Source organism: Pseudomonas sp. NPDC088429, from assembly GCF_044753305.1.
Lineage (GTDB): Bacteria > Pseudomonadota > Gammaproteobacteria > Pseudomonadales > Pseudomonadaceae > Aquipseudomonas > Aquipseudomonas rustica.
Genome location: NZ_JBIVMX010000083.1, coordinates 1 through 20,126 on the forward strand (window position 1 = coordinate 1; position 20,126 = coordinate 20,126).

Sequence of the window (20,126 nt, forward strand, 5' to 3'; positions counted from 1 at the left end):
ACGCGCTTCCTATATCGTGTCCTTCTCGTTGCTCCGCGCCGTGGATCTTCTCCAGTATGAGTAGTAGTTTGGTAATATATGGATCCTCTCCATCGACACCCTGCAAGCCTGGGTGATGCGTCTGGTGCGTCTGGTGATGAAGCTGACCCCGTACGGCGTGCTGGCGCTGATGACCAAAGTGGTCGCCGGTTCCAACCTGCAGGACATCATCAAGCTCGGCAGTTTTGTCGTGGTGTCGTACCTCGGTCTCGGCCTGATGTTCGTCGTACACGGTTTGCTGGTGTCGGCGGCCGGGATCAACCCGCTGCGTTTCTTCCGCAAGATCTGGCCAGTGCTGACGTTCGCGTTTACCAGCCGTTCGAGCGCGGCGAGCATTCCACTGAGCATTGAAGCGCAGACGCGTCGTCTGGGAATTCCGCAGTCGGTGGCGAGTTTTGCCGCATCGTTCGGTGCGACGATTGGCCAGAACGGTTGCGCGGGGCTGTACCCGGCGATGTTGGCGGTGATGGTTGCGCCGACTGTGGGCATCAACCCGCTGGATCCGCTGTGGATCGCGACGTTGGTGGCGATTGTGACGCTGAGCTCAGCCGGTGTGGCCGGTGTCGGTGGCGGCGCGACGTTCGCGGCGCTGATCGTGCTGCCGGCGATGGGTTTGCCGGTGTCACTGGTGGCGTTGCTGATTTCGGTTGAACCACTGATTGATATGGGGCGTACGGCGTTGAACGTGAGTGGCTCGATCACGGCGGGTGCGATTACCAGTCAGGTGATGCAACAGACTGATAAAGAGTTGCTGGATGCCGATGAGCATGCAGAGTTGGCGCAGGCCTGATGTAAAGCAAGATCAAAGGATCGCAGCCTTCGGCAGCTCCTACAGGGGGAACACGGACACCGTGTAGGAGCTGCCGCAGGCTGCGATCTTTTAAGCCTTCTCCCAGACTTCGAAGTTGTACGCGGGTTTATCGCCCTCAGCTGGATTCGGCACGTTCGACACCAGTTTCCAGTCGTTCAAATCAAACTCCGGAAACCACGCATCCCCTTCCGGGCTCAACGCCACGCGCGTCAGATACAGACGATCCGCCTGCGCCAGCCCTTGCGCGTACAACTGCGCGCCACCAATCAGCATCAGCTCATCAACGCCCTGCTCTTTCGCCCATTCTTCGGCGCGAACCACCGCTGCTTCCAGCGACGGATACACCTCGGCACCTTCCAGCACCAGATCGGCCTGACGGCTGACTACGATGTTCAAGCGCCCCGGCAACGGTCGGCCGAGCGAATCCCAGGTCTTGCGACCCATGATGATCGGCTTGCCCAAGGTCGTGGCCTTGAAGTATTTGAAGTCACCCGGCAGGTGCCAGGGCATGCTGTTGTCGACGCCGATCACGCGGTTTTCACCGAGGGCTGCGATCAGGCTGAGGGGGAGTGATTTAGTCATGCCGGCGAGGATACCAGAGCCGCGCTTACCCCGATAAGCGCCACAGCGGTTATGCTCAGCGCTGGATTAAGCGACGGGATGCCGCGTGACTGAACTGACTCCACTGCAAAACCTCTGGCTCACCGAGACCGTGCGCCTGCGCGAAGAACACGCCGGCCCGCTGGAAGATCTGGAAGCCAATCGACTGGCGCGCGCGGCCGGCGGCGATCTGCCGAGCCGCATTCAACGCCGGGCGTTATGGCTGGCCGAACGTGACGGGCTGACGGCCGCACTCAAACACTGGCTGCAAGGCGCGCGTCTGGCGCTGATGTTGCTGATGATCTTCGCGGTATTGAGCGGCGCCGGTCTGGCCTTCGCCGCACTCGGCCAGACGCCGGTCAATGTGTTCTGGGCCTTGGGCAGTCTGCTCGGGCTGAACCTGATTCTGCTGCTGAGCTGGTTGCTGGGCTTGATCTTTGCCGGCGAACACGGCGCCACGCTCGGACGATTGTGGCTGTGGCTCAGCGAAAAACTGGCCCGCGACGCCAAAGCCGCGCAACTGGCGCCCGCCCTGCTGCTGATGCTGCAACGCAAGAAACTCAATCGCTGGGCGCTCGGTACGCTGGTCAACGGTTTGTGGTTGCTGGCGATGCTCAGCGCGCTGATTCTGCTGCTGACGCTGATGGCGACCCGGCGCTACGGCTTCGTCTGGGAAACCACGATTCTCAGCGCCGACACCTTTATCCATGTCACCCACGCGCTCGGTTATCTACCGTCGCTGCTCGGTTTCAACGTGCCGACGGTGGAGATGATCCGCGCCAGCGGCGATGGTGCGCTCGACATCGAAAGCGCTCGCCAGGCCTGGGCGACCTGGCTGGTCGGCGTGTTGGTGGTGTACGGCGTGCTGCCGCGTCTGCTGCTGACGTTGCTGTGTTTCTGGCGCTGGAACAGCGGCAAAACCGCGCTGCGTCTGGACTTGAACCTGCCCGGCTACGCGCAATTGCGCGAACGCTTGATGCCGACCAGCGAACGCCTCGGCGTCAACGATCCGGAGCCTGCGCAACTACACCGCGTTGAAAGCAGCCTCGGCGAACTCGCCAGCGAAGGTGCGTTGCTGGTCGCCATCGAACTCGACGAACAACGCCCATGGCCGCCCGCGCTGCCGAAAAATGTCAGCCATGCTGGCATCCTCGACAGCCGCGAATCACGCCATAAACTTCTCGAACAACTCAGTCGCTTCCCGCCGGCACGTCTGGCGATTGCCTGCGACCCACGGCGCTCACCGGATCGCGGCAGCCTCGCCTTGATCGCCGAACTGGCGCGCAACGCCGGAGAAACCCGCGTCTGGCTGCTGCAAGCGCCGCCCGGCGAAGCGCTGGACGCCGAACGCCTCGGCGACTGGCACATCGCGCTGCAACAGCTTGATCTGCAGTTTGCCGATTGCGCGCCGTTGAACTGGCTGGAGACGGGTCATGACTGATGCCTGGAAAGTGCCGCTGAAACTCGCCGTGGTCGGCCACACCAACGTCGGCAAGACCTCACTGTTGCGCACGCTGACCCGCGATGTCGGCTTCGGCGAAGTCTCCCATCGCCCGAGCACCACGCGGCATGTCGAAGGCGCGCGGTTGTCGGTGGACGGCGAGCCATTGCTCGACCTCTATGACACGCCGGGGCTGGAAGATGCCATCGCGCTGCTGGATTTTCTCGAACGTCTGGAACGCCCCGGCGAACGCCTCGATGGCCCGGCGCGACTGGCGCGGTTTCTTGACGGCAGCGAGGCGCGCCAGCGTTTCGAGCAGGAGGCGAAAGTGCTGCGGCAACTGCTCGCCTCCGACGCCGGTTTGTATGTGATCGACGCGCGCGAGCCGGTGCTGGCCAAGTACCGCGATGAACTGGAAGTGCTCGCCAGTTGCGGCAAACCGCTGCTGCCGGTGCTGAATTTTGTCAGCAGCGCCAACCATCGCGAGCCGGATTGGCGCGAGGCGCTGGCGCGGCTGGGGCTGCATGCGTTGGTGCGTTTCGACAGTGTGGCGCCGCCTGAAGATGGCGAGCGGCGGCTGTATGAAAGTCTGGCGCTGCTGCTGGAAAATGCTCGTCCACAACTGGAACGGTTGATTGCTGATCAACAGGCTCAGCGCCTGGCGCGTCAGCAAAGTGCGGCGCGTTTGATTGCTGAATTGTTGATCGATTGCGCTGCTTGTCGGCGCAGTGTGGTCAGCGAAGCGGAGCAGGAACAGCAAGCCATCAGCGAACTGCGCAAGGCTGTGCGTCAGCGTGAGCAGAAGTGCGTTGAGGCGCTGCTCAAGCTGTATGCGTTTCGTCCGCAGGATGCGGCGGCGAGTGATTTGCCGTTGCTCGATGGGCGCTGGGGTGATGACCTGTTCAACCCGGAAACCTTGAAGCAACTCGGGGTGCGCGTGGGCGGCGGGATTGCTGCCGGTGCAGCGGCGGGGGCTGGTGTGGATTTGCTGGTTGGCGGGATTACCCTTGGCGCAGCGGCGTTGGCGGGGGCGATTGCCGGGGGTGCGCTGCAGACGGCGCGCAGTTATGGCAGTCGCTTGCTCGGCAAGATCAAAGGGCAGCGTGAGTTGACGGTGGATGACGGGGTGTTACGGCTGTTAGCGTTGCGCCAGCGGCAGTTGGTGTTGGCGCTGGATCAGCGTGGGCATGCGGCGATGGATGCGGTTCAGGTGGCTACTCCGCAGGATAAAACCTGGCGTGAGGGCAAGTTGCCGGAAGCGCTGAGCAAGGCGCGGGCGCATCCGCAGTGGTCGTCGCTCAATTCGCAGGCGAAGTTGAATCAGGCCGAGCGGCAGGAGCAGATCGAGTCTTTAGCCAAAGAGTTGTAGCGGCTGATCTGGCGCTATCGCGAGCAGGCTCACTCCTACAGTGGATCGCGTTCACCTTGTAGGAGTGAGCCTGCTCGCGAATGCAGCACCTCGGTTCAAGCGATTACGCAGCCAGCAGCCGCGCCGCTTTCTCTTTCAGCACACCCAGATCCATCACCGGCACCGCCCTCTCCTTGGCCAGCTCATCCCACTGCCGCATCCGCAGGCTGACCGCACACAACGGATCCCGCTCAAACACCTCCGCCTCCGCCTCGGTCATCACCCCACCCTGATACTCCAGCGTCCGCCGGCTCGCTTCACTCAGCCGCTCAAAATACCCAGGCTCCCGCAATGTCAGATACCGCTTGGCCTGCACGTGATATTCCACCAGCCGCGCCATGCGCTCGCTGAAACCGGCCTCGCGCAAATAATCCGCACCAAGCCGTTCATGGCTGACCACGCCATAGCCGCCCATGTTCTCCGCGCCTTCGCCACACAAATGGCCGATGTCATGGAAGAACGCCGCCAGCACCACTTCATCATCAAAACCCTCGGCGATCGCCAGTTCAGCGGCCTGGGACATGTGCTCGATCTGCGACACCGGCTCGCCGATGTAATCGCTGGAGCCAAAACGCTCATACAGCGCGAATACCTTGGCGACGGTTTGCTCGTGACCTGTCATCAAATTTCCTCCAACAACTGTGCAACGTTGCGTTCGGCCATCGCCGGGCCGACGCTCATGCCGACGCCGGTGTGCATCAGCGCCACACTCAACCCCGGTGCCGGGCGCAGCAACGAAAACGGCCCCGGTCCCCGAGAACCATAGACGCCCTGCCAGCGCTCGACCACTTGCACCTTGCAGCCCAGCGTCTGCTCGGCCAGCTCGATCATCCAGTTGTCCACTTGCTCGGCGTTGAACGGTGAAGCGTCGCTACCGTAATGGTGCGAGTCGCCGATGATCAGTTCCCCATAGGGCGTCGGGCTGATCAGCAGGTGGATGCCGTTGTCGTGCAGGTGCGGTTGTTCGCGGAGGATTTGCGCCTGCACCGCCGCCGCTTCCGGCAGATCGGCGAAGGCGCCGTAGTGCACGCAGCTCAGGCCGGTGAGCAAGGCATGTTGCAGATTGAGATCGATCTGCGGTTTGGCGCGGAGCATTTGCAGACGGCAGATTTGCGGGTCGAGGGCGGCGATTGGCTCGGCCAGCAACGTCTGATAATCATGACCGGAGCAGACGATGATCTGCTTGGCGGTAAAGCTGCCGGCGGTGCTGTGCAGGTGACCGGGTTCAACGTCGCGCACCAGCGTCGAGAAGTGGAACTCGACACAGAGGTCACGGCGCAGGTAGTCGATCAGCGCCGGGATCGCTTCGCGTGAGTACAGCTGTTGATCGTCGATGCCGTGGAGGGCGGCGCGGTGATGGCTGAACTGGCCGTTGTAGAGATCGCGCAGGGCGGCGCCGCGCAGCAGGTCGACGTTGTAGCCGTGTTCAATCGCGCGAGTGGCGCAGAAGGTTTCGAGCAGGTGTTCTTCGACTTCGGTTCTGGCGAATAGATACGAGCCGTTGCGCTTGATTTGCAGCCCGGCGAGTTGCGCCCAGTCGCCCCAGATCTCGCGGCTGGCCTTGGCCAGTTCAAGCATCGGGCCGGGGGGCTGGCCGGTGACCAGGGCCTGGCCGAAGTTGCGCACCGAAGCGCCGAGGGGTGTGGCGGTGCGTTCGAAAACGGCGACTTTGAGGCCGCGTTTGGCGGCGGCGTAGGCGTGGGACAGGCCCAGAATGCCGGCGCCAACGATGAGCAGGTCTTTGTGGTGTTTCATGAGGCTACCTCGATGATCGTTCCCACGCTCCGCGTGGGAATGCAGCCAAGGACGCTCTGCGTCCATAGTGACGCGGAGCGTCACGGGATTCATTCCCACGCGGAGCGTGGGAACGATCAGTGTGGGAGCGAGCTTGCTCGCGAAGGGGCCCTGTCAGTCGATAAAGATCTTACTTGGCAGCCACTTTCTCGGACTTGCCGTCATAACGCTTGCGCCACTCAGTCAGGATCTCGTCGCGATTCTTCGAGGCCCAGGCAAAGTCGTTCTTGATCAGACGCTGCTCATAATCCGCCGGCAATTCGGTCTGCGGCTTGGCGATCCCCGGCTGTGCAAGAACAGCGAAGTTCTCTTTGTACAGATCCATCGCCTCAGCACTCGCCGAGAAGTCCGCCAGTTTCTTCGCCGCTTCTTCATGCGGCGTGCCTTTGATCACCGCAGTCGCTTCGATCTCCCAGCCCAGACCTTCCTTCGGCAGAATAATGTCCAGCGGCGCGCCCTGACGCTTGAGCTGTACCGCCGGGTATTCAAAGGAAATACCAATCGGAAACTCGCCCGCCGCCGCCAGTTTGCAAGGCTTGGAACCGGAGTGAACATACTGGCCAATGTTCTGATGCAGGCCATCCATGTAGGCCCAGCCCTGCTTCTCGCCGAAGGTTTGCAGCCAAGCGCTGACGTCGAGGAAACCGGTGCCGGACGACGCCGGGTTCGGCATAACAATCTTGCCCTTGTACTCAGGCTTGGTCAGATCCTGCCAGCTCACTGGCTTGGTCAAACCCTGCTTCTCGGCTTCGACAGTGTTGAAGCAGATGGTCGCGGCCCAGACGTCCATGCCGACCCAGGCTGGCGGGTTGGCGGCGTCGCGGTAGTTCGCGCCGATCTTGCCGAGATCCTTCGGCGCGTAGCTTTGCAGCATGCCTTGCTGATCGAGGATCGCCAGGCTCGAAGCCGCCAGGCCCCACACCGCGTCAGCCTGCGGGCGAGCCTTTTCGGCGAGCAGTTTGGCGGTGATGATCCCGGTGGAATCGCGCACCCATTTGATCTCGACGTCCGGGTTGGCTTTTTCGAAGGCTTCTTTGTAGGACTTCAGTTGCTCGGCTTCGAGGGCGGTGTACACCGTCAACTCGGTTTTTGCCGCGAAGGCATTCAGGCTGAAAGTAGCGAGCACAGCAGCGGCCAGGGCCAAAGGCTTGAACATGATCGGTATCCTGTCTTTTGAGTTGAGGGTGTGAATCAGTGACCGGGCGCGGTTTGCCGCCAGGCTTGAGAACGGCGCAGCAAGCCGCGCGAAGCCCACGCCAGCAGCAAGGACACGCCCGCCGAGGTGAACAGAATCAGGGTCGACATCGCCGCCGCGCCGCCGACGTTGCCGGCGTCATCCATGTTCAGCACTGCGACCGCCGCGAGGATGGTGTCGGGGCTGTAGAGGAAGATCGCGGCAGAAACCGTGGTCATCGCCGAGACGAACAGGTAGCGCACAATGTCCAGCAGCGCCGGCAGGCAGATCGGCACGGTGACGCGCAGGTAATGCCGATACAGCGGCGCCTTCAGCGACAACGCAGCGGCTTCAAATTCGGCGTCGAGTTGACGCAGTGCGGTGGTCGCGGTCATTTGGGCGGTGGTCAGGTAGTGCGCAATGGTGCAGACGATCAGCAGCGTCATCGTCCCGTACAGCACATGCAGCGGGTTACCCGTGAGGTTGAAGAAGAAGACGTAACCCAGACCGAGCACCAGCCCCGGCACCGCCATCGGCACAAAACTGAGCATGCGCAACGCCAGGTTGAGGCCGCGCTGGTCGCGGGTTTTCTCCATCAGGTAAGCGCCGGTGAAGATCAGCACGCTGCCAATCAACGCCGTGCCCAGCGCCATCTTCAAACTGTTGCTGTAGGCCAGCCAGCCACCGCCAGCGGTTTCGTTGAACTGGTAATGATTGAGCGACAGCGACAGGTTGTACGGCCAAAACTTCACCAGCGACGAAAACACCGCCATACCGAACACCAGAATCAACGTCGCGCTGATCAGCAGAACAATCGCCAGATAGCAGCCATCGCGCAGTTTCGACGATGCCGGTTTGAACACTTGAGCGCGACCGCTCATGGAGTCGCCATGACGCCGACGCAGCCAGGCATCGACGCCGAAGCTGAACAGCGCCGGCAGCAACAACACCATGCCGATCAACGCGCCGCGACCGAATTGTTGCTGGCCAACCACGGCTTTGTAGGCTTCCAGCGCCAGCACTTGATAGTCGCCACCGACCACCACTGGCACGCCGAAATCGGTGATGGTCAGGGTGAACACCAGACAGAACGCGGCGAACACAGCCTGGCGAGTTGCCGGCCAAGTGATGCTGCGAAAGGCTTTGGCCGGACTGGCGCCCATGCTCGACGCGGCATCGAACAGCCGCGCATCGGCCAGCGACAATGCCGAGAGCAGAATCATCAGCGCATGCGGGAAGGTGTAAATCACCTCGCCCAGCACAATCCCCCAAAACCCGTAGATGTTGTCCGAGAGCAGTCCGCGCAACATGCCCTGGTTGCCGAACAGATAAACCAGTGCAATCCCCGGCAGCATCGACGGCGCCATCAGCGGCAGCAAGGAAATCCCGCGCCAGATGCCCTTCGCCGGAATCATTGTGCGTTGCAACGCGTAGGCAAACAGGTAAGCCAGCGGTACGACGATGGCCGCAACGCTGAGGGACACTTTCAGGCTGTTGCCGAGCAGCCAGTGGAAATTCTCACTAGTGACCATCTCCTTCGCCGCGATCCAGCCACCGCCCTGCCCGGCCTCATTACTAAAGCCACGCCAGAAGATCGCCAGCAACGGCAGCAACACCGCGACGCCGAGCAACACCAGCAAAAGGACTTTGCCGCCGACGACAAAAATGCGGTCGCCGATCTCGGCTTTCGAGGACTGTCGCACCTGCTTGTGCGGTAGCGGCAGCGCGAGGTTGCTGTTCATCAGGCAAACACCTGCAGGCTGCGCGGCGGCAAGGCGACCATGATTTGCTGGGCGCCGAGGCGCGGCATGGCTTCCGGGGCGAGTTCGGCGAGCAAGGCGTGGCCAGGCAATTGATCGAGTTCGAAGCTCATGCGGCAGCGGTTGCCGAGGAAGGTGATTTCGCGGACTTTGGCCGGGAACAGGTTTTCTTCGTGCACCGGCGGGTTGACGTTGATCGCCTCCGGGCGGCAGAACAAACGACCCGAAGCACGCTGAACGCTACCATCGCTGAGGCGCAGGTTCATCCCGCCGACCTGCGCGTGGCTGTCGCTGCTGCGCTGGAACGGCAGCCAGTTGCCCTGGCCGACAAACTCAGCCACGAACGGCGTGGCCGGGCGGTTGTAGATTTCCTGCGGGGTGGCGTACTGCTCGACGCGGCCGTTGTTCATCACCGCGATGCGGTCGGCCATGAGCATGGCTTCGTCCTGATTGTGCGTGACCATCAGGGTGGTGATGCCGAGGTTGCGTTGCAGTTGGCGCAGCTCGGTGCACAGATGCTCGCGGACGCGGGCGTCGAGGGCGGACATCGGTTCATCGAGCAACAGCAGCGAAGGTGCCGGCGCCAAAGCGCGGGCTAGCGCGACACGCTGCTGCTGGCCGCCGGACAATTGGCCGGGGTATTTTTTCTCGCTACCGAGAAGGCCGACCAGTTCCAGCATCTGGCCGACGCGACGACGCACTTCGTCGCGACCGCTGCCGGCGAGGCCGTAGGCAATGTTCGCTTCGACGGTCAGATTGGGGAACAGCGCGTAGGACTGGAACAGAATCCCGTAATCACGGGCCTGCGGGGCGAGGTGCGAGACGTCGCGGTCACCGAGGTACAGCTCGCCGCTGTCCTGTTTCTCGAGACCGGCGATGCAGCGCAGCAACGTGGTTTTGCCGCAGCCCGACGGGCCGAGCAGGCACACCAGTTCACCGGCGGCGACGTCGAGGGAGACATTATCCAGTGCGGTGAACGCGCCGAAGCGTTTCTGCACGCCGCGCACTTTCATCGGCGCACCGGGGTTGGTCAGGGCAGTTGCGATGGCAGGATTCATGGACAGACCTCATCAAGCAGATGGGGCCAATCCTAGAGTTGTAATGCGTCCGTCATGTGGCAACGAGGCAAAAACCGCCGATAGTGGTATTCAGGGATTTTGGTTCAGAAGAGATCGTTCCCACGCTCCGCGTGGGAATGCCTCATCGGACGCTCCGCGTTCGGCTCTTGGGACGCAGAGCGTCCCGGGCTGCATTCCCACGCGGAGCGTGGGAACGATCATTATCATCTGCTAGGCCGGGGACATTTCTTGGGCCAGGCCTAGGAACGCCGCGGGCAACCGCGCGCCCTTGCGCTCTTTCAGGCAATAAAGGTACTCAGGAATCTGCGGCGCATTCTCGATCGTCAGCACGCGCAACTGCGGATCATGCGGCACTTCCTGCCGGGCAATGATGCTGATGCCGATATTGCGCAACACCGCCTCCCGAATCGACTCACGGCTGCCAATCTCCAGCAACGGCCCGAAACTCACGCCGGCACTCGCCAGCAATTCTTCGGTCAACCGCCGCGTGGTCGAACCCGACTCGCGCATCAACAACGTATGCCCGGCCAACGCGCTCAACGCCACATGCTCCTGCACAGCCAGCGGATGATTGCGATGCACCGCCAGCACCAGCGGATCAGTACCGAGCACCCGACGAATCAACCGCGCGTCATCCAGCAACTGCGATGACGCGGCGATGTCCACCCGATAATCCTCCAGCGCTTCGAGCACCTGCTGCGAGTTGCCGATTTCTACCGACACCTCAACCTGCGGTAATCGCTCGCGAAAGGTCTTCACCAGATCAAGAATGTAATACGGCGCAGTAGCGGCGATGCGCAAAGTGCCCTGCACCTGACCGCTGTTACGCAGGAAAAACTCGATATCGGCTTCCTGCTGCAACAGCGTCTTGACCATCGGCAGCAACCGCGCGCCTTCATCACTGACGCTCAGGCGCCGGCCGCCACGGTAGAACAGTTCCACCGAATACTGACTTTCCAGATTGCGGATCTGCGTGGTCACGGTCGGTTGGCTGAGGCCAAGTTTTTTCGCCGCCAGCGTGATGCTGCCCAGGCGGGCGACCATGTAAAACGCTTTCAGCTCGGCACTCAGCACAACTCTTCCTCATCTATTTGCGCAGCAGGCGCAAACCGTTGAACACCACCAACAGGCTCACGCCCATGTCGGCGAACACCGCCATCCACATGGTGGCGAGTCCGGCGAAGGTTACCGCAAGAAAGATCGCTTTGATCACCAGCGCCAGCGCGATGTTCTGTTTCAGGATGCTGGCGGTGTTGCGCGACAGGCTGATGAAGGCCGGAATCTTGCGCAGATCGTCGTCCATCAGGGCGACATCGGCGGTTTCGATCGCCGTGTCGGTGCCAGCAGCGGCCATGGCGAAACCGATCTCGGCGCGGGCCAGTGCTGGCGCGTCGTTGATGCCGTCGCCAACCATGCCCACACGATGGCCCTGCTTGTACAGATCTTCAATGGCTTGCAGTTTGTCGGTTGGCAGCAAATCACCGCGCGCTTCATCGATGCCTACCTGCGCGGCAATCGCCTGCGCGGTGTGGACGTTGTCGCCAGTGAGCATCAAGGTTTTCACCCCGAGTTCATGCAACTGACGGATTGCTTCGCGGCTGGTTTCCTTGACGGTATCGGCCACGGCGAACAGCGCCAGTGGGCCGGAGCTGTCGAGCAGCAGCACCACGGATTTGCCCTGTTTCTCCAGCGCGAAGAGTTTTTCTTCCAGTGCTGGCGAGCACAGGCCGAGCTCTTCGACCAGACGATGGTTGCCCAAATGATACGTCTGGCCGTTGATGTCGCCTTTGACGCCACGCCCGCCAAGCGCTTCGAAGTTATCCACAATCAGCGCCGCGAAGTTTTTATCCACAGCGGCGTTGGCGATGGCCAGCGACACCGGATGGTCGGAACGTCCGGCCAAGGCAGCGGCGATGGCAGGTGCGGTGGCATCGGCGGTTGGATCGAGGGACAGGTAATCGGTCTGCACCGGTTTGCCGTGGGTGATCGTGCCGGTTTTATCCAGCGCCAGATAGTCGAGCTTGAAACCGCCCTCCAGGTACACGCCGCCCTTGACCAGAATGCCTTTGCGCGCCGCTGCGGCGAGGCCGCTGACGATGGTCACCGGAGTGGAAATCACCAGTGCACACGGGCACGCGACCACGAGCAACACCAGCGCGCGGTAGATCCAGTCGAACCACACAGCGCCCATGAACAGCGGCGGAATGATCGCCACGGCCAAGGCAAACACGAACACCACCGGCGTGTAGATTTTCGAGAACTGATCGACGAAACGCTGGGTCGGTGCGCGCGCGCCTTGGGCCTGTTCGACGGCGTGGATGATTCGCGCCAGCGTCGAGTTGTTCGCCGCAGCGGTGACCGCGTATTCCAGTGAACCAGCCTGATTGATGGTGCCGGCGAAGACTTTGTCGCCGACGGTTTTCTCGACCGGCAGGCTTTCCCCGGTGATCGGCGCCTGGTCGATGGTCGAGTTGCCGCTGAGCACTTCACCGTCCAGCGCAATGCGCTCGCCGGGCTTCACCCGCACACGGGCGCCGAGTTCGACGCTTTTCACCTCCTGTTCGACCCACGAACCGTCAGCCTGCAACACCGTGGCTTGCTCTGGCGTCATCTGCATCAGGCCACTGATCGCATTGCGCGCACGGTCAAGCGAACGCGCTTCGATCAGCTCGGCGACAGTGAACAGGAACATCACCATCGCCGCTTCCGGCCACTGGCCGATGAGGATGGCACCGGTCACGGCGATGCTCATCAGCGCGTTGATGTTGAGGTTGCGGTTCTTCAGGGCGATCCAGCCCTTTTTGTAGGTGGTCAGGCCACCGCTGAGGATCGACACCAGCGCGATGATCGCCACCACCCAGGTGGGCGCGGCGTTGGTGAAGTGGATGACTTCAGCGGCGAGCGCACCAATGCCGGACAACGCCAGCGGCCACCAGTGTTTTTTCACTGGCGCCGGGGCTGGCGAATCGACGCCCGCCTCCAGCGGCTCGGCGTGCATGCCGAGGGATTTGATCGCCTCCGTGATGGGCTCGGTACCCGGCAGATTGTGGGTCACGCCGAGTACGCGGTTGATCAGATTGAATTCCAGTTGCTGCACACCGGCGAGTTTGCCGAGCTTGTTCTGGATCAGCGTCTGCTCGGTCGGGCAGTCCATCGCCTCGATGCGGAAACTGCTCAGCCGCGCATCGGCGGTGGTCTTTTCGCTCAGTTGCACCAACGCAGGCGCGGCGGCTGTCGACGAGCAGCAGGAGTCTTCGTGCGCATGAACCGGTGCCGGCGCTGCAACTTTCGACCCGCAGCAAGAATCGCCGCCCTGTGAATGCTTATGCACAGGCTGCAATTTATGACTGTGATCGTGGCCGTCGCCGGGTTTGTGGGTGTGCTGGGAATCGCTCATTGGTCGCGTCCATGAAGGTGCCTGTTGCCAAGTAAAGACCCTGTAGCCACTATAGGGTCAAGCACCCTTTTGGAGATTGCCGTCATGAAGATCGGAGAACTGGCCAAACTCACCGACTGCGCCGTGGAAACCATCCGCTACTACGAGCGTGAAAACCTCCTGCCGGAGCCGGCCCGCAGCGACGGCAACTACCGCGTCTACACCCAGGCCCACGCCGAACGCCTGACCTTCATCCGCAACTGCCGCACCCTCGACATGACCCTCGAAGAAATCCGCAGCCTGCTGGCCATGCGTGACAGCCCGCAGGATCAGTGTGAAAGCGTGAACACGCTGATCGATGAACACATCCAACATGTGAAGGCACGGATTGATGGGTTGTTGGCGTTGCAGACACAGCTGCTCGACCTGCGCCAACGCTGTGGCGAAGGGCCGGGGGCCGAGCAATGCGGGATCTTGCAGCGCTTGGAGGTCAGCGGCGGAGTGGTCGCCACCGAAGTCGAACACTCCCACGTAGGCCGCAGCCACGGCCACTAAAGAACACCGCATAACGCTCGTTCCCATGCTCCGCGTGGGAATGCCGCCATGGACGCTCCGCGTCCAAAGTGACGCAGAGCGTCACGGGATTCATTCCCACGCAGAGCGTGGGAACGATCCTACCGACTAGACCGCCATTGGCGCGGTCATTGGCGCGTGGTGTTCGTAGCCTTCCAGCGAGAAATCGCTCGGTTCGACCAGTTCCAGCCATTCCGGCTGGTACACGCCAGTCTTGGCAAACTCCGGCACACGATCGGAGATTTTCAGCTTAGGCATGGCGAACGGCTCGCGCTTGAGCTGTTCGTTGAGCATGTCCAAATGGTTCTCGTAGACGTGCGCATCACCGATGAAATAGGTGAACCAGCGCGGCGTGTAGCCGGTCAGGCGACCAATGAGGCTCAGCAGCGCGGCGCCTTCGGTGAGGTTGAACGGCGTGCCCAGGCCCAGATCGTTGGAACGGATGTAGAGGGTCAGGGAGATTTCCTTGGTCTCGACATTCGGGTGGAACTGGTACAGCAGGTGGCACGGCGGCAGGGCCATTTCATCCAACTGAGCAACGTTCCAGCCGTGGAACAGGATGCGACGGCTGCCCGGATCCTTGATGATCGTGTCGACGCACTGGCGCACCTGGTCGATGGCTTTGTACAGCACCACGTAGGCCTGGCCGTCTTCTTCGCCTTGAGCGATTTGCTTGTAGCCGTTGCTCAAGGTTTGTTCGATGGCGGCGCTGTTGCTCAGCGGGATCTGCTTGTACGCCGGCCATTTGCGCCATTGCACGCCGTAGATTTCGCCGAGGTCGTCGTCGCCCTGCCGGAACGGGTTGGCCAGCCACTGCGCGTTTTCGTTGGCGTTCTGATCCCAGACCTTGCAGCCCAGCGCACGGAATTCAGCGGCGTTGTTCACGCCACGGAGAAATCCACACATCTCGCCGATGGCCGATTTGAAGGCCATTTTGCGCGTGGTGATCGCCGGAAAACCTTCCTGCAGATCGAAACGCAGCATCGCACCCGGGAAACTGATGGTGTTGATGCCGGTGCGGTTGGCCTGTTTGCTGCCGTTCTTAATGACGTGCGAGACCAGTTCGAGATATTGCTTCATGAGTTACCTGTGTCCTTTGAGCCCCGGCGTCGCGCGCCGGGGTTCGTAGTTTAAGCCGTCGGCGCGAGCGGTGCTGCCGGTGCGCGACGATAGGCCAGCCAGATCAGGAACAGCCCGCCGACGATCATCGGCACGCAGAGCACCTGGCCCATGGTCAGCCAGTTCCAGGCCAAGTAGCCGAGTTGCGCATCCGGCACGCGGACGAATTCGACGATGAACCGGAAGATGCCGTAGAACAGCGCGAACATGCCGGAAACGGCCATGGTCGGACGCGGCTTGCGCGAGAAAATCCACAGGATCAGGAACAGCGCTACGCCTTCGAGCGCGAACTGATACAGCTGCGACGGGTGACGCGGCAGTTGCGCCGGATCGCTGAATGGCGGGAAGACCATGGCCCACGGCACGTCGGTGGCTTTGCCCCACAACTCGGCGTTGATGAAGTTACCGATGCGCCCGGCGCCCAGACCGATCGGCACCATTGGCGCGACGAAGTCCATCAACTGGAAGAACGACTTGCCATTGCGCTTGCCGAACCACAACGCGGCCAGCATCACCCCGATGAAGCCGCCGTGGAACGACATGCCGCCCTTCCACACTTCGAAAATCAGCGTCGGGTTGGCCAGATAAGCGCTCAGATCGTAGAACAACACATAGCCCAGACGTCCGCCGACGATCACGCCCATCGACATCCAGAAGACCATGTCGGAGAGTTTCTCCTTGGTCCAGGTCGGGTCGAAACGGTTGAGCCGGCGCGACGCCAGCAGCCACGCTCCGCCGATGCCGATCAGGTACATCAGACCGTACCAGTGGATTTTCAGCGGACCGATGGCCAGGGCCACCGGGTCGATCTGCGGGTAAGGCAGCATTGCGACTCCTCGTTAGAGTTGAAACCAAAATTCCCGGGCGACGCTGCCACCTCAGGATTAAGCCAGGATTGCGACGCGGTTAAAGCAGGAAGCTCAAACCCACGCTGAACAGCAAAGCGGCGAACAGCCGTTTCAGCAAGCGCGGCGACAATCGGTGCGCCAATCGCGCGCCGATGCGGGCGAAAACCATGCTGGTCAGGGCGATGCCCAACAACGCCGGCAAATACACAAAACCGAGACTATGCGGCGGCAACAACGGATCGTGCCACCCCAGAATCATGAAACTTAAAGCACTAACCAGCGCGATCGGCAGACCGCAGGCCGATGACGTCGCCACCGCTTGCTGCATCGGCACACTGCGCCAGGTCAGGAACGGCACGGTCAGCGATCCGCCGCCAACGCCAAAAATCGCCGAGGCCCAACCGATCACACCGCCGGCCACGGTCAGACCGAATTTGCCCGGCACGGTTCGACTGGCCTTGGGTTTGACGTCCAGCGCCAACTGCACCGAGATCACCAACGCGAACACGCCGATGATCTTTTGCAGGTGCGGCCCGGAAATCGCCTCGGCCGTCACTGCACCAAAACCGGCGCCAAGCAGGATACCCACGGCCATCCACATGAAGATCGGCCAGCGCACTGCGCCTCGACGATGATGCTCACGCACGGCGTTGACCGAGGTGAAAATAATCGTCGCCAGCGACGTGCCGACTGCCAGATGCGTGAGGATCGACTGGTCGAAGCCCTGCAAGGTAAAACTGAACACCAGCACCGGGACAATAATGATCCCGCCGCCTACCCCGAACAGCCCGGCCAACACGCCAGCACAGGCGCCCAGCGCCAGATAGAGCAGAAATTCCATGTCCCTCTCCCAGACGCATCCCGAAAACCGGAGCGGCATGGTAACGGATGCATGGCCTTCGGCTCCACTTACGATGGATGCACGGGCGCTGGATGCGTAGAGTGAGCAAAAAACACACAAGGATCACCTTATGTGCCTGATTGTTTTCGCCTGGCGCCCGGGCCATGCCCAGCCGCTGATCGTCGCGGCCAACCGTGACGAATTCTACGCGCGACCGAGCCTGCCGCTGGCGCCATGGCCCGAAGCGCCGCACGTGCACGCGGGGCGCGATCTTGAGGCTGGGGGCACCTGGCTGGGGATTGGCGCTAATGGGCGCTTTGCGGCGCTGACCAATATTCGTGATCCGCAGCAGCCGCCGGCGCGTAAATCGCGAGGGGAACTGGTGGCGCGGTTTCTGACCGGTGATCTGTCGATTGATGATTATTTGATCGATGTGGTTGGGCGTTCGGCGGAATATGCCGGGTTTAATCTGCTGCTCGGCAACAGCCATGAGTTGTGGCATTTCAATGCGCGGCTGTCGGAGCCGGTGATGCTGGCGGCTGGCGTCTATGGGCTATCCAATGCCGGGCTGGATACGCCGTGGCCGAAGTTGCTCAAGGCCAAGGCTGCGTTGAGTGCAGTGCTGGATGATCCGCAACCAGAGCTTTTGCTGGGGTTGTTGAGTGATCCGCAGGTTGCGCCGTCGGCTGAGCTGCCGGATACCGGTGTGGGGATGGCGACGGAGACTCTGTTGTCGAGTGTGTTTATTGCCAGCCAGAGTTATGGGACGCGGGCGAGTACGGCGTTGGTGGTGCAGGCGAATGGGACGCGGCGGATGGTCGAGCGGAGTTTTGGGCCGTATGGCGGGCATCTTGGGGAAGTTGAGGTTTGTGTCTAAGAGCTGACCCTCACCCCAGCCCTCTCCCGGAGGGAGAGGGGGCCGACCGAGGTATCTTGGGCCATACATCGACCTGAAAGACCGAGTTGATTATGGATTCAGCACAGCAATTTCGGGTCGGTGCAGGTCGATTATGGATTCAGCAAAGCACTTTCAGGTCGGCGTATCTCTGCAGCATCCCCCAATCAGTCCCCTCTCCCTACGGGAGAGGGTTAGGGTGAGGGGCTTTTGATCTTCAGAGGGTCTTGACGACCGCCGGCGGATTCATCTTCGACAACCCAAGGTTCTTCAGCGCCAATTGCAGCGAGCTGTGGATAACTTGCGGGTTGTCGATGGTCATCAGCTCAGCCAAGAGATCCTTGGCCTTGCTCAGATTCACCTGACGCAACATCCACTTCACCTTCGGCAAGTTGGTGGCGTTCATCGACAAACTATCGAAGCCCATCGCCATCAACAGCACCGCCGCCGCCGGATCACCGGCCATCTCGCCGCAGATACTTACCGGTTTGCCTTCCGCATGCGCATCACGCACCACCGTTTGCAGGGCTTGCAGCACCGCCGGATGCAGGTAGTCGTAGAGATCGGCCACACGCGGGTTGTTGCGGTCGACCGCCAGTAAATACTGGGTCAAGTCGTTGGAGCCGACGGACAGGAAGTCGACCATCCGCGCCAGTTCCTTGGTCTGGTACACCGCTGCCGGTATCTCGATCATCACGCCAATCGGCGGCATCGGCACGTCGGTGCCTTCGTCGCGCACTTCGCCCCAGGCCCGGTGGATCAGGTGCAGGGCTTCTTCGAGTTCATGGGTGCCGGAGATCATCGGCAGCAGAATCCGCAGGTTGTTCAGGCCTTCGCTGGCCTTGAGCATCGCACGGGTCTGCACCAGGAAGATTTCCGGGTGGTCGAGGGTGACGCGGATGCCGCGCCAGCCGAGGAACGGGTTGTCTTCCTTGATCGGGAAGTACGACAGCGACTTGTCACCGCCGATGTCGAGGCTGCGCATGGTCACCGGTTGCGGGTGGAACGCGGCGAGTTGCTCGCGGTAGATCGCCAGTTGTTCCTTCTCGCTCGGGAAGCGCTGGTTGATCATGAACGGCACTTCGGTGCGGTACAGGCCGACACCTTCGGCGCCACGCTTCTGCGCCCGCGCCACATCGGCGAGCAAACCGGTGTTGACCCACAGCGGCATGCGGTGGCCGTCGAGGGTCACGCACGGCAGGTCGCGCAGGGTGTCGAGGCCCAGCGCCAGTTGTTTCTCTTCTTCGACGACTTCGGCGAACTGCTTGCGCAGCACTTCGCTCGGGTTGGTGTAAACCTCGCCGCGCGTGCCGTCGACGATCATTTCGATGCCGTCGACCTTGGCGTACGGCAGATCGACCAGACCCATCACCGTCGGAATGCCCATGGCGCGGGCAAGGATCGCCACGTGCGAGTTACCCGAACCGAGTACCGAAACCAGACCGACCAACGTGCCTTCAGGCACCTCGCCGAGCATTGCCGGCGTCAGTTCTTCGCTGACCAGAATGGTTTTTTCCGGGTAGACCAGGTTCTGCTGACGCTCTTCCTGCAAATAGGCGAGCAGACGGCGACCGAGGTCTTTGACGTCCGAGGCACGCTCCCGCAGGTAGGCGTCGTCCATCAGTTCGAAACGGTTGACGTGTTCCGTGACCACCTGACGCAGCGCGCCCTGGGCCCATTGGCCGGTCTTGATCACGGTGGTGATTTCGCTGCCCAGCGAGGCATCGTCGAGCATCATCAGGTAGACGTCGAACAGCGCGCGCTCTTCCGGACGCAGCTGGGTCGCGAGTTTGGCCGACAACGCGCGCATGTCGGCGCGCACGCCTTCGATGGCGGTCTTGAACAGCGCCAGCTCAGCGTCGATGTCAGTAATGTTTTTATCGGGCACCACGTCGAGATCGGCCGGCGGCAGCATGACCACCGCCGTACCGACGGCGGCGCCCGGCGAACCTGGCACACCGACGAACTTGGCTTCCTGAATGCCTTTGCCCTGACGGCCCAGACCGCGGATCGAACCGGTGGCCTCGGCATGGGCGATAACGCCGGCGAGCTGCGCGCTCATCGTCACGAGGAAGGCTTCTTCACCTTCGTCGAACTGGCGGCGTTCTTTTTGCTGGATGACCAACACGCCGACGACGCGGCGGTGGTGAATGATCGGTGCACCGAGGAACGAGGCGTAACGCTCTTCACCGGTTTCGGCGAAGTAGCGGTAGCGCGGGTGAACAGACGCGTTTTCGAGGTTCAGGGGTTCTTCACGCGTGCCGACCAGACCGACCAGACCTTCGTTGGGTGCCATGCTGACCTTGCCGATCGAGCGCTTGTTCAAGCCCTCGGTGGCCATCAGGACGAAGCGGTTGGTCTCGGGATC

Annotated in this window: 16 protein-coding genes and 1 pseudogene; 5 read left to right on the top strand and 12 right to left on the bottom strand. The window is 61.8% G+C overall.

Annotated features, from left to right (window positions below; all coding sequences use genetic code 11):
* Positions 1–82 precede the first annotated feature (82 nt).
* Positions 83–829, top strand: a pseudogene (locus ACIP66_RS25845) (cation:dicarboxylate symporter family transporter); the annotation flags it as partial.
* A 90-nt stretch (positions 830–919) separates the two neighbouring features.
* On the opposite strand, the gene ACIP66_RS25850 reads toward ACIP66_RS25845, so the two are convergent.
* Positions 920–1,432 (bottom strand): dihydrofolate reductase, encoded by a 513-nt coding sequence (locus ACIP66_RS25850; protein WP_400651884.1) that lies wholly within the window; start codon positions 1,430–1,432, stop codon positions 920–922.
* Positions 1,433–1,517: 85 nt separating this feature from the next.
* Here ACIP66_RS25850 and ACIP66_RS25855 point away from each other — a divergent pair, with 85 nt between their 5' ends.
* Both ACIP66_RS25855 and ACIP66_RS25860 read left to right on the top strand, forming a co-directional pair.
* On the top strand, positions 1,518–2,891 hold the full coding sequence (locus ACIP66_RS25855) for a DUF2868 domain-containing protein (protein WP_400651886.1): 1,374 nt from the start codon (positions 1,518–1,520) through the stop codon (positions 2,889–2,891).
* The gene (locus tag ACIP66_RS25860; protein ID WP_400651888.1) at positions 2,884–4,260 is read left to right on the top strand and encodes a GTPase/DUF3482 domain-containing protein; all 1,377 of its coding nucleotides are present in this window, start codon (positions 2,884–2,886) and stop codon (positions 4,258–4,260) included. The genes ACIP66_RS25855 and ACIP66_RS25860 overlap by 8 nt, the downstream gene beginning before the upstream one ends.
* Positions 4,261–4,363: 103 nt before the next feature.
* On the opposite strand, the gene ACIP66_RS25865 is transcribed toward ACIP66_RS25860, so the two are convergent.
* The 7 genes from ACIP66_RS25865 to ACIP66_RS25895 all read right to left on the bottom strand — a co-directional run bounded on the left by ACIP66_RS25865 (position 4,364) and on the right by ACIP66_RS25895 (position 13,503).
* Positions 4,364–4,921, bottom strand: coding sequence for a phosphonate degradation HD-domain oxygenase (locus ACIP66_RS25865; RefSeq protein ID WP_400651891.1), 558 nt, complete (start codon positions 4,919–4,921; stop codon positions 4,364–4,366).
* Entirely contained in the window at positions 4,921–6,054 is a 1,134-nt protein-coding gene (locus tag ACIP66_RS25870) for a TIGR03364 family FAD-dependent oxidoreductase (RefSeq protein WP_400651894.1), read from the bottom strand. The genes ACIP66_RS25865 and ACIP66_RS25870 overlap by 1 nt, the downstream gene beginning before the upstream one ends.
* A gap of 169 nt (positions 6,055–6,223) precedes the next feature.
* Positions 6,224–7,249: a putative 2-aminoethylphosphonate ABC transporter substrate-binding protein gene (locus ACIP66_RS25875; protein ID WP_053124777.1), complete on the bottom strand. Its 1,026-nt coding sequence runs from the start codon at positions 7,247–7,249 to the stop codon at positions 6,224–6,226.
* Between the two features lie 35 nt (positions 7,250–7,284).
* Positions 7,285–9,009, bottom strand: a complete 1,725-nt coding sequence (locus ACIP66_RS25880) for a putative 2-aminoethylphosphonate ABC transporter permease subunit (protein WP_400651897.1) — start codon at positions 9,007–9,009, stop codon at positions 7,285–7,287.
* Positions 9,009–10,085 carry a putative 2-aminoethylphosphonate ABC transporter ATP-binding protein gene (locus tag ACIP66_RS25885; protein WP_400651900.1) on the bottom strand — a complete coding sequence of 359 codons (1,077 nt, stop codon included), beginning with the start codon at positions 10,083–10,085 and terminating at the stop codon, positions 9,009–9,011. The genes ACIP66_RS25880 and ACIP66_RS25885 overlap by 1 nt, the downstream gene beginning before the upstream one ends.
* Before the next feature lie 231 nt (positions 10,086–10,316).
* Complete coding sequence (locus ACIP66_RS25890) at positions 10,317–11,180, bottom strand: LysR family transcriptional regulator (RefSeq protein WP_053124875.1); 864 nt, start codon at positions 11,178–11,180, stop codon at positions 10,317–10,319.
* Between the two features lie 13 nt (positions 11,181–11,193).
* The gene (locus ACIP66_RS25895) at positions 11,194–13,503 is read right to left on the bottom strand and encodes a heavy metal translocating P-type ATPase (RefSeq protein ID WP_400651903.1); all 2,310 of its coding nucleotides are present in this window, start codon (positions 13,501–13,503) and stop codon (positions 11,194–11,196) included.
* Positions 13,504–13,587: 84 nt separating this feature from the next.
* Between ACIP66_RS25895 and cadR the strand changes: the two genes are divergently transcribed.
* Positions 13,588–14,037 (top strand): Cd(II)/Pb(II)-responsive transcriptional regulator, encoded by a 450-nt coding sequence (cadR, locus tag ACIP66_RS25900; protein WP_053124784.1) that lies wholly within the window; start codon positions 13,588–13,590, stop codon positions 14,035–14,037.
* Positions 14,038–14,163: 126 nt separating this feature from the next.
* Here cadR and ACIP66_RS25905 read toward each other — a convergent pair whose 3' ends face one another.
* From ACIP66_RS25905 to ACIP66_RS25915, 3 genes are all read right to left on the bottom strand, one after another.
* On the bottom strand, positions 14,164–15,135 hold the full coding sequence (locus tag ACIP66_RS25905; protein ID WP_159811908.1) for a thymidylate synthase: 972 nt from the start codon (positions 15,133–15,135) through the stop codon (positions 14,164–14,166).
* Positions 15,136–15,185: 50 nt separating this feature from the next.
* The gene (lgt, locus tag ACIP66_RS25910) at positions 15,186–16,001 is read right to left on the bottom strand and encodes a prolipoprotein diacylglyceryl transferase (RefSeq protein WP_007913003.1); all 816 of its coding nucleotides are present in this window, start codon (positions 15,999–16,001) and stop codon (positions 15,186–15,188) included.
* 79 nt (positions 16,002–16,080) lie between these two features.
* A complete protein-coding gene (locus ACIP66_RS25915) occupies positions 16,081–16,863 on the bottom strand; it encodes a sulfite exporter TauE/SafE family protein (RefSeq protein WP_400651906.1) in 783 nt (260 codons plus the stop codon).
* 130 nt (positions 16,864–16,993) lie between these two features.
* Here ACIP66_RS25915 and ACIP66_RS25920 point away from each other — a divergent pair, with 130 nt between their 5' ends.
* Positions 16,994–17,740, top strand: coding sequence for an NRDE family protein (locus tag ACIP66_RS25920; protein ID WP_400651908.1), 747 nt, complete (start codon positions 16,994–16,996; stop codon positions 17,738–17,740).
* A 235-nt stretch (positions 17,741–17,975) separates the two neighbouring features.
* Here ACIP66_RS25920 and ptsP read toward each other — a convergent pair.
* On the bottom strand, positions 17,976–20,126 hold a 2,151-nt coding region (ptsP, locus tag ACIP66_RS25925; protein WP_400651910.1), incomplete at its 5' end, for a phosphoenolpyruvate--protein phosphotransferase.

Coding starts and splice junctions, on each gene's coding strand:
- ACIP66_RS25850 (WP_400651884.1), bottom strand. CDS start 1,432: ATGACTAAATCACTCCCCCTCAGCCTGATCGCAGCCCTCGGTGAAAAC.
- ACIP66_RS25860 (WP_400651888.1), top strand. CDS start 2,884: ATGACTGATGCCTGGAAAGTGCCGCTGAAACTCGCCGTGGTCGGCCAC.
- ACIP66_RS25865 (WP_400651891.1), bottom strand. CDS start 4,921: ATGACAGGTCACGAGCAAACCGTCGCCAAGGTATTCGCGCTGTATGAG.
- ACIP66_RS25870 (WP_400651894.1), bottom strand. CDS start 6,054: ATGAAACACCACAAAGACCTGCTCATCGTTGGCGCCGGCATTCTGGGC.
- ACIP66_RS25875 (WP_053124777.1), bottom strand. CDS start 7,249: ATGTTCAAGCCTTTGGCCCTGGCCGCTGCTGTGCTCGCTACTTTCAGC.
- ACIP66_RS25880 (WP_400651897.1), bottom strand. CDS start 9,009: ATGAACAGCAACCTCGCGCTGCCGCTACCGCACAAGCAGGTGCGACAG.
- ACIP66_RS25885 (WP_400651900.1), bottom strand. CDS start 10,085: ATGAATCCTGCCATCGCAACTGCCCTGACCAACCCCGGTGCGCCGATG.
- ACIP66_RS25895 (WP_400651903.1), bottom strand. CDS start 13,503: ATGAGCGATTCCCAGCACACCCACAAACCCGGCGACGGCCACGATCAC.
- cadR (WP_053124784.1), top strand. CDS start 13,588: ATGAAGATCGGAGAACTGGCCAAACTCACCGACTGCGCCGTGGAAACC.
- ACIP66_RS25905 (WP_159811908.1), bottom strand. CDS start 15,135: ATGAAGCAATATCTCGAACTGGTCTCGCACGTCATTAAGAACGGCAGC.
- lgt (WP_007913003.1), bottom strand. CDS start 16,001: ATGCTGCCTTACCCGCAGATCGACCCGGTGGCCCTGGCCATCGGTCCG.
- ACIP66_RS25915 (WP_400651906.1), bottom strand. CDS start 16,863: ATGGAATTTCTGCTCTATCTGGCGCTGGGCGCCTGTGCTGGCGTGTTG.
- ACIP66_RS25920 (WP_400651908.1), top strand. CDS start 16,994: ATGTGCCTGATTGTTTTCGCCTGGCGCCCGGGCCATGCCCAGCCGCTG.